The organism is Rohdeia mirabilis, from assembly GCA_007750655.1.
Taxonomy (GTDB): Bacteria; Planctomycetota; UBA1135; order UBA1135.
The window spans coordinates 3,134,163-3,146,820 of record CP036290.1 but is presented as its reverse complement, the minus strand read 5'-3'; the positions used below and the strand labels follow the sequence as shown (position 1 = coordinate 3,146,820).

The 12,658-nt window shown below is 69.0% G+C and carries 13 protein-coding genes; 8 read left to right on the top strand and 5 right to left on the bottom strand.

What is annotated here, in order from left to right:
* The first annotated feature begins 127 nt into the window (after positions 1–127).
* The 3 genes from Pla163_RS11745 to Pla163_RS11735 all read left to right on the top strand — a co-directional run bounded on the left by Pla163_RS11745 (position 128) and on the right by Pla163_RS11735 (position 2,141).
* Positions 128–346 carry a hypothetical protein gene (locus Pla163_RS11745; protein WP_145188342.1) on the top strand — a complete coding sequence of 73 codons (219 nt, stop codon included), beginning with the start codon at positions 128–130 and terminating at the stop codon, positions 344–346.
* 539 nt (positions 347–885) lie between these two features.
* Entirely contained in the window at positions 886–1,386 is a 501-nt protein-coding gene (locus Pla163_RS11740) for a hypothetical protein (protein WP_145188339.1), read from the top strand.
* Between the two features lie 131 nt (positions 1,387–1,517).
* Positions 1,518–2,141 carry an alpha/beta fold hydrolase gene (locus Pla163_RS11735; RefSeq protein WP_145188336.1) on the top strand — a complete coding sequence of 208 codons (624 nt, stop codon included), beginning with the start codon at positions 1,518–1,520 and terminating at the stop codon, positions 2,139–2,141.
* A gap of 46 nt (positions 2,142–2,187) precedes the next feature.
* Here the strand turns inward: Pla163_RS11735 and Pla163_RS11730 are convergent, their stop codons facing one another.
* A complete protein-coding gene (locus Pla163_RS11730; RefSeq protein WP_419185853.1) occupies positions 2,188–4,629 on the bottom strand; it encodes a carboxypeptidase-like regulatory domain-containing protein in 2,442 nt (813 codons plus the stop codon).
* Between the two features lie 244 nt (positions 4,630–4,873).
* Here Pla163_RS11730 and Pla163_RS11725 point away from each other — a divergent pair, with 244 nt between their 5' ends.
* Together Pla163_RS11725 and Pla163_RS11720 are read left to right on the top strand one after the other, a co-directional pair.
* A complete protein-coding gene (locus Pla163_RS11725; RefSeq protein ID WP_145188330.1) occupies positions 4,874–5,122 on the top strand; it encodes a hypothetical protein in 249 nt (82 codons plus the stop codon).
* Between the two features lie 45 nt (positions 5,123–5,167).
* Positions 5,168–5,557, top strand: a complete 390-nt coding sequence (locus Pla163_RS11720) for a hypothetical protein (RefSeq protein ID WP_145188327.1) — start codon at positions 5,168–5,170, stop codon at positions 5,555–5,557.
* On the opposite strand, the gene Pla163_RS19030 is transcribed toward Pla163_RS11720, so the two are convergent.
* Positions 5,523–5,993: an FKBP-type peptidyl-prolyl cis-trans isomerase gene (locus Pla163_RS19030; protein WP_419185852.1), complete on the bottom strand. Its 471-nt coding sequence runs from the start codon at positions 5,991–5,993 to the stop codon at positions 5,523–5,525. The two genes, Pla163_RS11720 and Pla163_RS19030, sit on opposite strands and share 35 nt — an antisense overlap.
* Positions 5,994–6,189: 196 nt before the next feature.
* On the opposite strand from Pla163_RS19030, the gene Pla163_RS11710 reads away from it, so the two are divergent.
* Entirely contained in the window at positions 6,190–6,933 is a 744-nt protein-coding gene (locus tag Pla163_RS11710) for a hypothetical protein (RefSeq protein ID WP_419185851.1), read from the top strand.
* A gap of 4 nt (positions 6,934–6,937) precedes the next feature.
* The gene (locus tag Pla163_RS11705) at positions 6,938–7,741 is read left to right on the top strand and encodes a hypothetical protein (protein ID WP_145188318.1); all 804 of its coding nucleotides are present in this window, start codon (positions 6,938–6,940) and stop codon (positions 7,739–7,741) included.
* A gap of 193 nt (positions 7,742–7,934) precedes the next feature.
* On the opposite strand, the gene Pla163_RS11700 is transcribed toward Pla163_RS11705, so the two are convergent.
* Positions 7,935–8,480: an FKBP-type peptidyl-prolyl cis-trans isomerase gene (locus tag Pla163_RS11700; protein WP_419185850.1), complete on the bottom strand. Its 546-nt coding sequence runs from the start codon at positions 8,478–8,480 to the stop codon at positions 7,935–7,937.
* Between the two features lie 377 nt (positions 8,481–8,857).
* Positions 8,858–9,730, bottom strand: coding sequence for an AraC family transcriptional regulator (locus Pla163_RS11695; RefSeq protein WP_145188312.1), 873 nt, complete (start codon positions 9,728–9,730; stop codon positions 8,858–8,860).
* Positions 9,731–10,303: 573 nt separating this feature from the next.
* On the opposite strand from Pla163_RS11695, the gene Pla163_RS11690 reads away from it, so the two are divergent.
* On the top strand, positions 10,304–11,983 hold the full coding sequence (locus Pla163_RS11690; protein ID WP_145188309.1) for a hypothetical protein: 1,680 nt from the start codon (positions 10,304–10,306) through the stop codon (positions 11,981–11,983).
* Between the two features lie 266 nt (positions 11,984–12,249).
* Here Pla163_RS11690 and Pla163_RS11685 read toward each other — a convergent pair whose 3' ends face one another.
* Positions 12,250–12,642: a VOC family protein gene (locus Pla163_RS11685; RefSeq protein ID WP_145188305.1), complete on the bottom strand. Its 393-nt coding sequence runs from the start codon at positions 12,640–12,642 to the stop codon at positions 12,250–12,252.
* Positions 12,643–12,658 lie beyond the last annotated feature (16 nt).

Genomic DNA, 12,658 nt, shown 5'->3' with positions numbered 1-12,658 from the left:
GCGACGAAGATGGGTCTGACGCCGTACGCCGTACACACGAGTGTTCCACGATCCTCTGGTACCTTCTCTCCCCGCAGACTCAACAGGTTCGAGGCGGGACACCGGCGATAGCAAGTACGAGGAAGACATGTCCAGCGAGCAAAAGAACGACACCGACCTTTCCTCGGGCGCTGCCCGCGAGATGGGGGGCTTCACATGGATCCACGGGACCTTGATCGCGCTGATCGCGGTCATCGGGCTGGGAGGAGGCTACCTGGCCTATGTGGCCATGCTGGAGGAGTCCTCCCTTGAAGAGTGTTTCCCCCCGGCCGACGACAACGAGTCGATCTTCTCGGGCATCGAGTAGACCTCCCAGTACGGTGTCAGACACACCTTCGTCGCTCGAGCGAGGGTTCGTGTGCGGCACACTTTCGCGGTCGGGCGACGAAGATGCGTCTGACGCCGTACTCCCACCGCCGCACGCCGTTCTGGGGCACTTCCTGGTTCTCGATCGACGAGTGGGGGTCCGACTCCAGACAACTCCCGAACGCATGGGAGGCCAGCGAGCTGAGATCGTGTGCCTCGTGGGGTGACCAGCAGGTCGTGTGGGCTGCAGGAGCGACAGCCCTCGCTTAGCATGTTGACTCACCCCTTCGATGGAGAGCCCCCATGAAGCCTTGTCAGCATTCGTTTCGCATCGGTTTGCTCGGCCTACTCTGTGTCTCACTCACAGCTTCGTGCGCTAGCGACCACCTGGCAGTGAGCAATGGCCCAGAACAGGTCGAAGCGATCGAATTGATCGAATCGGTCAAGCTGGTTCGTCCTCCGCGTGGGGCTGGTCGCGACGGCCACAGCTCCAAAGCAAGTGGGGCTACGACAGAGGGGAGCGGTCTCGCAACGCTTTGGATGTGGGACCCGCTCACGAACACGATGTCGTTCGAGTCCGGTGCGTTCGGATCGATCATGCACGACCACGGGATCTTCAACCACCAGTCCGACATCGAGTACGGCAACTACGCGGCCGATGGCTTCAGCGTCGGGATCGAGGGCGGCCGGGAGGGCGTGATTCTCGACCTCGGTCGACAGGACGAACTGCAGGGGCGGTACGGCTACGACGAGACCGTCGGCGGCGGGCAGGGATTCGCATCCATCCGCGTCGAGGACGGTCGACTCGTCATCCTGGAGGACTACACCGCGCAGAGCACCCAGCCTCTCCTGGAGGACGCCGCGTTGCATGCCGAGCCGCACCGAGACACGGACTCCGCGTCGGTTCACATCGGACACGTCTACGTCCTTCGAATCACGGATCGACATGACCCCGAATTCGAGCGCCTCGCAAAGTTCCTCGTGGTCGGCCACCGACCGAACGAGAGCGTCACGATTCGATGGGTGCGGCTCGAACGATGAGTTCTCCTTGTACGGAGTAGAAGTACGGTGTCAGGCACGCCTTCGTCGCTCGAGCGAGAGTTCGTGTGCGGCACACCTTCGCGGTCGGGCGGCGAAGATGTGTCTGACTCCGTACTAGTATCGTCGACCCGATGGGCGCAGCACCCACGATCATCCTCCCCGGCATGGGCGCCACCTCGGACATGTACCGGGGCCCGTGGCGCGCGCTCGCTCGCGCACGCTTCGTCGACTGGCCGGAACACCACGGCGAGCGGACGCTGCGCGCGATCGCCGAACGGCTCGTGGAGCGCGAGGGCATCACGGCCGTCGACGTGATCGTCGGCTCCTCCCTCGGCGGCATGGTCGCGCTCGAGATCGGCGCGCTCGTTGGAGCCCGCGCCGTCGCGCTGATCGGGAGTGCGCGCCAGGCGTCGGAGGTGCAGCCGTTCCTGCGGTTGATCGCGCCGCTCGCCACGGTGGCGCCGATCGGGCTCGCGCAGCTGCTGGCGGGGAAGTCGGGCGGCGACGTGGCGGCTCTGGCCGCTGGGGCGGATCCGGGCTTCGTGCGCGCCATGTGCCGGGCGGTGGCGGACTGGCCGGGCGTCAACTTCGCCGGGCCCGTGGTGCGGGTGCACGGCGCGCGCGATCTCGTCATCCCGTGTCCGGACGACGCCGTGGCGATCGCGGGTGCCGGACACCTGGTGGGCTGGACCCACGCGGAGGCGTGCGTGGAGGCGCTACGCGTCGAGCTGGGGCAGCATGGCATCGAAATCTGAGCGAGCGCTGGCGCAGTGATCGGGGCCGGCGCCGCACCGACCACGTCTACTCACCAGCGAGAGGCAACGGCAGGAACCAGCCACTCTCGTCCAGCGCGGGGACCTCGTAGATGCGCTCGAACGCCGGGTAGCCAGGAACGTCCACCCGCACCGTGTAGCGGCCGGCCGCGAGTTCGACGTTCGGGATGGCGCCGACACCTTCCTGGGATGACGAGCCGTCCGGGAAGCTGGTCTCGATCCGGTAGGTCGGTGCCGTGAACGCGTTGCCCGGGGCGATGACCTCGATCGCGACCGTCGCTGCGGTCACGCCTTCTGTGTCTTCGAACGTGATCGTCGCGCCACCGTCCGGAACGTGCCGCCCGAAGTAGGTACCCAGTACGTCCCGGTCCTGGTCGCCCCCGATCGCGGTTGGCACGAAGTCCGCTGCAGACTCTTCCCCCGCGAGCGCGAACACCCACGGCAGCACGTCGGTCGTCGGTTCCTGCGGTTCGACGGGCTTGGCCTCGAGATCGAGCGTGAGCTCGTGCAGCACATCTGCAGCCAGATCGATCGCAGCGCGCGCGACGCGGCCATCGGACGCTGTCGCGATCACGGTCACGCGCGCGGCGGGCAGGCCGCGCAATCCGGTCTCGCCTCCGCGCAGCCAGACGCTGCTGCTCCTGCCCGAGTCGCCTGTTGGGAGCATGAGTTCGGCTCCGCTGGAGTCGAGCACTCTCACCTGGACCGAATCGGTGGGGTGCTCGCCGTCCTCGGTCACCCGCAGTACCAGTTCACGCGTCGGCAGGAGCTGAACATCCAAGAGGTGTTCGCCGAGTGCGAAGTTGCGTTCGCCCAGGCTGCCATTCGCGAAGCCGTCGGCCGAGATGCTCACCCGGATCGGCCCTGGCGGCAGGCCCGCCACGCGGAAGCGCCCGTCCGAATCCTCGACGTCGTAGAACCTGCCCATCCCGCCCACGAACGGCACGACCCGGAACGACGGGATCGGTGCACCTGTGAGACCGTCCGTCACGCGACCCGCCAGCACGACCTTGTCGAGTGCCTCGCGGTCGAGTCGCACGACCAGGTCGTCGACGCCCGCGCGGGTCTCCACGTCAACCGTGCGTCGATCGTCCGGGAAGGATGCGTGCACGGTCCAGAGCCCCCCGTACAGCCGGTCGAACGCGAATCGACCGTCTGTGTCCGTCTCGATGTCGGCGATGCCCGCCATGTACTCCCAGGTGGTGCGCCGGCTGGTGACGTAGCCGGGATCGACTTCGTTGGTGCCCTCGATCCAGACCTCGGCTCCGGCGACCGGCGTACCATCCGCTGTGAGCACGCGGCCGGCGATCTCGTGAGCGGGTGCGAGCCGCACGTCCTGCACAGCGGGGGAGTCGACGCGCGGGCGCACGGGTTGAAGCACCTGTACCGCGTGGCCTTCGTGGAGCACGAGCAGGTAGGGGGGGCTCGTCGTACTGTTCGCGGCACGAGGGCCGATAGCCACCGCCTCGCGTGCGAAGCCGTCGCCGCTCTCGTCGCCGCTCGTCGGTCGCGCGTAGCCCCACACCACATAGCGACCCTGCGCGTCGGTCGTCACGCGCTCGCTGGTGGGCATCGATCCGCTGCGCACGAGTGCACCGACCGCGGGAGTGCCATCGGCCTCGAACACGATGCCTTCCAGTCCCGCGCCGCGATCGAGTTCGACGCGAACGGGCGTTCCAGGTTGCGCTGCGACGCGTGCGCGCACGTATCCAGGTGTCTCGGCGGTCAACATGTGCTCGCGATCGGCGACCGGACCGAGTTCGAAGCGACCCGCTGTGTTCGAGTGTGCCGTGGCCGCTCCATGGCCAGCACGGTAGACGCCCGGCGATGTGGTCATACGGTCGAAGATCGTCGGCGCGCCGATCGCGACGCGCACACCCTCGACAGGAGCACCGCTCGCGTCGACGACCACGCCCGTGACGTGGACCGCCGGTCGAACGACGAGCACGGCATCATCGGCGTCGAGCGCGGATTCGAGCGTGCCACGCAGGCTCTGTTCGAGCACGTAACCGTCCGCCTCGGCGAGTAACTCGAAGCGCGCAGGTACGTCCGCGAGTTCCGCGTAGCCGTCCAGATCCGTCGCAGCCTGCGCCACGGCGTCACCGCGTGCCCGTGGCCCGTGGTGCGCATGAACGGCTGCGCCCGCGACCGGGGCGCCGGTTTCGTCCACGACGCGTACGCGCACGGGGTGGGTCGGGCCGCTGTCGAGGGTCGTGTCCATTGCGGCCACGCTCGTGCGCGCGCTCGCCGTTGCACCTTCGCTGTCCGCGAGTTCGGTCTCCAGACCCGCGCTCGCACCGGGTGCAGCGAGCTCGACGGCGGCATGGTCCGTGGCTGTCTTGTCCGGGCGTGCGGCCGCCGTTGCGTCCTCTGGGGTGAGAGCGCGAGGCGTCTCGCCGCTGTCGAACGGAATGAAGGCGAGCGCGGCGGCGAGCAGCACGACGACGGCAAGGAGGGCGGCTTGGCGCATGGTGGGAGGATACTGGCCTCCATACGGTGTCGCACACCACCGGGGTGGTCGACCAAAGAATCGCACCGGAGCAAATCGTTTGGTCGACCACCCCGGTGGTGTGCGACACCGCATCCGGGACAGCGTCGGAGGCGAGGGTCTGGCGCGGACGCTGGTTGCCCTGTCGCTCGGACGCCACAGCTAGGCCCGCTCGAACGCTCCTTCCCCGCCCGCCGGCCTTCGGTGATCGCCTAGACTGGAGCCCATGCGTCTCCTCCTGCCTGCCATCGGACTCCTGCTCGCTTCCATCGTGCAAGAGGACATCCGCCCGCTTGCGGACCCGCACGACTTCGAGCGCTGGTTCGCGCACGTGGACGCGGACCCGGCCGAGATCTCGTGGAAGACCGGGATCGACTGGCACCAGGCCTTCGGACCCGCGCTGGCCCGGGCCGCGCGCGACGACCGCCCGATCCTGCTCTACCTCGCTACCGGCGATCCCCAGGGCTGCACGTGACAGCAGGGCAACGCGGTCAGACAGTTGGTCTGGTCGAACCCGTCGGTGCAGGAACTGACGCGCTCGTTCGTCATGCTGAGCCACGACGAGCGCGAGCTCGTGTGGGGTGAGGACACGCCCGCCAAGCGCGTCTTCGAACACATCGAGGCGCAGATCGACGTGGAGTGGATGAGCGAGTCCCGACAGGGGATGTACGCGTTCACGGCGGGCGGCGAATTGCTCGGACACGAGGTGCTGCGAGCGCGGTACGACGACGCGATGACGCGGGTCGAGCCCGTCACCGCACTGCTCGAGGCGGCGCGCGCTGGCTACGACGCACTGGATGCCGAGCGGCGCACGACGCTGCACCCGACGGCGGCGGAGGCTGTCGCCGACAGTTCGGACGAGCGCGTCAACCGCCTCACTCGAAGCTCAAGAGCTCCATGTCGAACTTGAGGTCGCCTCGCGACGGGCCATAGGCGAGCTGCTGCGGGATGACCAACGTGAAGCTGTCGCCCACGCGCATCTTCGCGACGATCACGTCCCAGCCCTGGATGGCCTCGCCCGCGCCGACCCTGAACGTGAATGGGCGCGTGCCCGGATCGAACACCTGTCCGTCGATCAGCATGGCCTTGTAGGCGAGCGTCGCCCGCCGGCCGGTGCCACACACCTCGCCGGTGCCGTTCCCGTGAACCTCGAGGATCTGGATGTCGGGCACGCCCGCGCGGCCCGCAGGGATCGTGTCGCCGGCCGACCACTGCGACATCGCGGCCGAGTCGGTGTGGGCCGATCCGGCGGCCGAATCGTGGGCCGATCCGTCCGACGTGCTGTGGCAACCCGCGAGACTGGCGGTCAGGACTGCGAGGCTCAGAAGTGTCGTGATGGTGTTCATGAGCAAAGTGTGCGGAGCGCCCGCTCGCGGATCCAGAGACCCGTGGCCGGGCGCGTCATACGGCTTCGGAGCGAGAGATGGGGGAGCCTGCGCGCGCTGGGCGTGGCAGGAATCTGGCGCGGCCCTTAGGCTCCGTTCGTGAGCCCGCGGGGATCGGGCTCGACTCGCTCGCACCATCAACCCACAGCAGACGACCATGCCCTCGTTCGTGCTCTCCAGCGGCCTTGCTGCCGCTCTCGTCGCGCTCGCGCTCCTCGCCGCTCCGAACACCACGTCCGCATCGGCGGCGCCCGAGCCGGTCAGCGGTTCCGCTCCGCCCGAACACCTGTACCGCTGCTTGGGGTGTTCGTCGTCGGCAGTACCAATGGGTCCTGACGTGCGGTACCTCCGCGTGTGGAAGGGGACCGGAGACATCAGCGATCCCAGCAACTACGCGATCGCTGCGAAGATCATCGCGGGGGCGTCGTTCTTCACGCCGCCCACGGACAACTGCAAGGACTCGCACGAGTGCGAGGCGACCTGCCACGTGATGTACACCGCATGGGTGAAGGTCGAGGTCTACGACCTGCTCGTGGACGTTTCGGACCTGGAGCTCGAGATCGTCGATGCCGACGGGGATCCGTTCGTCGGGCAAGAAGGAGGGATGTCGATGGGCGATATCGAGGATATCAACGAGACTGGCGGTGACTACGCCAAGTACCTCTTCGTCGACGCGGAGTGCGGCCGCTCGGATTCCGTCCACTTCAGTTATGCGCTCGACTGGTCCACTATCGCGTGGCCGTACCCCCTGCCACCCGACTACGTGCCCCCGCACTACTTCGAGGAGGCGCTCGGCGGAGCACCCGCAGGGTCCGGTCCCGGAGACCCCGTCGTCGGAGATCGTGGGAGCTGCTTGCAGTTGAGCATCTCTTGCGAACGCTGCATCAAGCTCGACATCTGAAGCCATGGAACGTCGAGCAACTGGAGTCTTCGTGCTGATCGGCACCCTGATCGGACTCGTGATCTGGGCCTTCAGCACTGGTGATGATCCCATCGATCGCGTCGCCCACGAGGTCGGCGCCGACACCATCGGCGCTGGGCCAGGCGGGTTGGAACTGGCGCGCGACGACGCCGGCCGCGCGGCGGTCGAGTTGGACCGCGTCGACTCCGTGCCCGAGGGTTCGGTCGCGACGACGGAACCGCGCGAGCTGCAGAACTTGAAGGGCGACTACATGCGCTACTTCCTGGACGTCGTGCTCGATGCAAGGGACCTCGAGACCTGGAACGAGGCCGAGTTCCTGGACTGGGGGGTCCGCTTCTCACCGTCGCCAGCGACGACGGCCAAGGCGCTCGACTACCGGCTCCGCATGATGACGGCGACGCACCTCAAACGCCTGGAGCGGGTCGACGCCGCCACGCGCGCGGAGGCCGAGCGGATCCAAGCGGAGTTCGAGGCCGCGAACGACGACCTGTTCGAAGAGACCTGCGCGCTCGCGGAGGCGTATGTGCGCCGCGTCCGTACTCCCGAATCCGTGCAGGTGTTCGAGGACGAGGCGGCGTTCGTGGCCGCGGACCCGCCGTTCGAGCCGAGCCAGTGGGGCTGCACGTTCGCCTGGCGGCACGAAGGGCGCCTGGCCTTCCTGCTCTTCGACACGGCGTCGGATCCGGCCCTGCGAGCGAACGTCGAGATGGTCGATCGGCTTCGAGCCGTGCGCAATGCCGACCTGATGCGCGTTCTCTACGCCGGAGAGGAACTGCCGCAGCGCTGAGTGGGCGCGCGCCGCGTCGGACTCGCATCCGTTGACCGACCGACGCTCATGGCCCATGGCGAAGGGGGGAGTCGGGTGTTCGGTACGGCGTCAGGCACGAAAGTGCCACCTGCCGCCGTTGTCGCTGCGATTCGCAGCGACCCGGCGCGGCAGGTGGCACTTTCGTGCCTGACGCCGTACCGAACACCCCGCCTCACTCGAAGCTCAAGAGCTCCATGTCGAACTTGAGGTCGCCTCGCGACGGGCCGTAGGCGAGCTGCTGGGGGATCGTCAGCGTGAAGCTGTCACCGACGCGCATCTTGGCGACGATGATGTCCCAACCCTGGATGGCTTCGCGCGCGCCGACCTGGAAGGTGAACGGCACCGTGCCCGGGTCGAGCACCTGCCCGTTGATCAGCATGGCCTTGTAGGCGAGCGTCGCCCGCCGGCCGGTGCCACACACCTCGCCGGAGCCGTTCCCGTGGACCTCGAGGATCTCGATGTCCGGCACGCCCGCGCGGCCCGAAGGGATGGTGTCGCCGGCCGCCCACTGCTTCTGCGCGGCCGAGTCGTCCTTCGTCGGTGCCGCGTCGGTCGAGTTCGCGTCGGTGGAGCCCGCACCCGGCGTGCTCGCGTCGCTGGCTTCGGTCGCGCTCGACGGGGCCGCGCCCGCGTTCGTCGCTTCGTCCGACGAGCCCTGGCAGCCCGCGAGGCCGGCGGTCAGGACCGCGAGGCCCAGAAGTGTCTTGATGGTGTTCATCGCCGGATTGTGCGACCCGTTCCCTCGCGGATCCATACGGTGTCGCGCCCCGCGCGGAGATTCTCGGCGTACGGTGTCGCACACCACAGGGGTGGTCGACCAGGCGTACGGTGTCGCACACCACAGGGGTGGTCGACCAAAGAATCGCACCGGAGCAAGTCGCTTGGTCGACCACCCCTGTGGTGTGCGACACCGTACGCCCCGCCTGAGGCAGGAGCCCCACCAGTTGACCGACCGACGCTCCAGGCCTACGGCGAAGGTGGGAGTCGGGTGTTCGGTACGGCGTCAGGCACGCAGGTGCCACCGGCCGCCGACGTCGCTGCGATTCGCAGCGACTCTGGCGGCCGGTGGCACCTGCGTGCCTGACGCCGTACCGATCAATCCATCAACTCGAGCCGCTCGACTTCGCCACCGGTGAACAGGCGACTCAGCCGCACGTCGCCGCGCGCGAAGACGAGTGGCGTGACACCCGCGAAGCGACGGAACTCCGCGATGAAGTGCGACTGGTCGTAGTAGCCCGCACGCACCAGGACGTCGTGCCAGTCCAGACGCGGGTGCTCCTCCATCAGCTTGAGCGCGGCGGTGAAGCGCACGATGCGGCTGTAGGTCTTCGGGCCCATGCCGAGCACGTCGCGCGTCCAGCGCTGCACGGTCCGGCCGCTGACGTTCGCGGCGCTCGCGAGCTCGCCAAGACTGCGACGGCCGCCGCTGAGTCGGAGTTCGCGCAGCAACGGCTCGAGGCGCGCGTACGGCCAGCGGGGATCCGAGGCGCGCCGGTCGAGCGACCGCCGCAGACGCTCGACCAGGAGCGCGTCCACGAGCGCCACCCTGGTCGCGTCGTCGGCGGCCTCGCCCAACCGCTCGTGCAGCGCACGCAGATCGTCGTCCACGTGGTCGCGCACGCTCCGCCCGCGATTCACCACGTCCGAGAGCGGGAGTCCGACGAGGCGCGCGAACCCCTCCGGCTCGAACGCGACGCAGAAGCGCTCGAGTCCGGTGCCGAGCTGGACGCCGCAGGGGCCGTCCTGCAGCCCGAGCACCGAGATGCCGAAGTCGGCGAAGCTCGCGCGCTGGCCGCCGCCGCCGACGAATCCCGTCCGACCCGTGAAGCCGAAGACCAGATCGACGCCGCCCTGCGGGTGGTTGACGATCGGCGCGGGGGCGACCGGGCCCGTGCGCACCGCGTAGTAGAAGCGGACGTGGGGGCGCAGCAGCGGGTGGGGCTGGAAGCGGTCGAAGCGGACGCTCATCGGGCGAGGCGCGGGTGGGGCGGCGGGCGGCGTGCCCGAGCGACCGGGGCGGGCCTCTTCTCACTATGACGCAGGCTCGGGGAGCGAGGATCCGGCCGGTGGCGATTCCTCGCCGGCGAGCGGGAAGCCGGGCGGGCGCACGCAGCCCTGAGCCGGCGGACCCGGACGCGCCGGCGGGTCGTAGCGCGACTACTGCCCGCTCCTCAGTTGCCTTCGCACGGTGTCGCACACCGATCGATGAACTCCCCACCGGTGTGCGTCACCGCATGACGGTTCCGGGCAGGTTGGTGACGCACACCGATCGAAGCTCGTGCTGCTGGCGTGCGACGCCCATCGCGAGGCCACAGCGGAAGTCGCGTGGGGCGCTAGTGGTGTGACGCGCTCTGCCGAGGCATTTCGGCGTTCCGTACGGGATACGGTGCGTGGCACGGGCGACTCGCCCCCTCTTCCATGAGTACCGGGCTCTCGAGTCTCGAAGGAGGCCTGACGCAGCAGTGCTGCCCGTACGGGACGCTGCCGACATCAGGGGAAGCCGTGCCCCAAGAGAGCGAATCACACCACTAGGCTACGCCCATGCTCCATCGCTCCACCATCTGCATCGCCCTCGTCGCCCTGATCCCGGCCTTCCTGGCCACGACCGGCGCAACCCAAGACGCCGACGCGCCGCTCGAAGCCACCGAGTGTCACGGCTACCTCCAGGTCCCGATCGACGGCGCGCCCGAGGAGTACGGCGGCGGCTTCTCGATGCACGTGGCGGCCTGGCCGATGCTCGCCGAGCACCCGGGGCCGCGCTACCAGACCGGACTGTTCAGCACCTGGATGTTCCCCGCGCCCGTCGAGCCCGAACCCGACGACTGGTTCTACACCGACATCGAAGGCGGACTCGGTTGGTGGCGCGATACGCGCTTTCCGACCACGACGCCCAAGTTCATCATGGGCGGCGTCGCGCACAACTTCAGGGCCTGGGCCAACGGACCCGGCGCCGGCAAGGGACGCGACTGGGACGAGCCGGCGGGCAAGTACGGCGTCGCACAGCTCAGTCCATGGATCCTGTGGCCGCCCGACGGTTTGAATCTCGCGCAGGGAACGAGCGGTGAACTGCTCGGCTACGGCTACCTGCCGCTGCCGCTGACCGAGGCCAAGGCGACGACCGCGGGACACGAGGTGCCGACCGGCGACCGCAGTTGGACACTGTTCCTGGACGCCGCGAACTTCAAGGGGCCGGTCGCGTTCTTCACGCCGTTCTTCTTCAGTGAGGTCACGATCGAGCGCACGGACCTCGTCGGGCGCTTCCTCGACAGCCAGCCGTCGGAGTCGAGTCGCCCGATCTCGATGGAGACCCAGCACATTCCCGCGGCGACGGCGCAGGGGGACGACGGCGTGCTCTACGCGCGCATCGCCGACACGCGCTTCCCCGTCGACGCGAAGGGGGACGCGGTGATGGTGCACCGCCACACGTCGTACACCGACGCGGCGCTGTGGAACGACGTCGCGGCCTGGTTCGCGGGCGGGGAGGCGGCGTCCGGACGGATCACGCCCGAGCACGGACACGTGCACACGATCCGCGACGGCGGCAACTGGGGCTGGTCGCTGCCGACGGGCGAGCTGCGCACGAACGCCGAAGGTCGCGACGAAGAAGTGCGCGCCCAGATCGCGCGCGAGGTCTTCGCCGAGTCGGTCGCGCTCGACGAGCACACGTTCGGGTACCGCTTCGGCGCTGCACCGGGGGGCCTGCTCGAGCGGGTGGGCGGCGCATCCGGTCGCGTCGCGGGTCGCGGTCTCGTGCGCGTGCCCGAGTACTACCGGCTCGACACGTCGAACGACCGCACGAGCTGGGTGCCGGTGCCCGCAGGCGACGTTCCGGTGCGCGAGCGGTTGGCGGCGGCGCGCTTCGTCGAGCCGCGCCCCGCACCCGAGCCCTACGTCACGCCGGAGGACGGCTGTTGGGCCGAGCCCGGTCCCGTCGCCGGCCCCTTCACGGCCGAACTCGGCGACGGCAGCGTCGTGACCTACTCCTGGTACCGCTTCGCCGACCAGCCCGCACTGCAGAACGCCGACCTCACCGCCGGCGAGCGCGAGGAACTGCAGCGCCGCGTCGAACTGCTCCACCGCTCCTGGACGCGCGACCAGCAGTACCTGCCGCCCGCGACCACCGGAACGCTCGCAGCGATCGATCCCGCGCTGATCGTCGAGCCGCCGGCCGGATTCGAGGTCGGCTACGTGCCCATCGCGACGCGGCAGGCGGCGCGGTAGAGGCCATCACTTCGTGCAGCGCGTGGCGTGCGCCGCAGGGAGTTCGACCCCAACCCGCTGAGCGACCGAGCAATCGTGTGCGGCACGAGCGGTCGGTCGTTCCGCGGGTCGGGGCGGGCATTGCTTCACGACACCGTCTTGCGGTCGCCGCGCGTCGACCTCTCGCCCGCGGAGCCGTGTGGCGGGCACGAGCACCGGCGGGGTCGGCGGACGGAGTGTCGTGGCTGCGCGGGACAGGACCCTTCGAAGCCACGTCGTCCGCCTCTTCACGCATCGGTGTGGAAGGAGAAGCACAGTCCGTCCGGGGCGCGGTCGAAGACGGCCCGCAGCGCACGGCCGCCGTGCTCGCCCGGGGCGATCTCACCGATGTCGAGGGCGGTTCCGGCGTCGCGTCCCTCGATCCGTTCGGCTCGTGCGCGTTCGACGTCGTCGACCTCGATGGCGGCGCCGTTCTGCTCGGGGTCGCGTCCATTGGTCTCGAGACCCATGGCGATCTGGTCGCGGACGAGGACCATCCTGCTCTGGGACGAGCGGGCCGCGTCCACCGTCATGCCGAACGCTCGAGCGTAGAACGTCGCGCTGGCCGCGAGGTCGACGGTGGGGAGGGTGTCGATCGCCCCTTCGTACGAATGGGCGCGCAGGTGGACGGCCGGCTCCATGGGTGCTCGGGGGCGG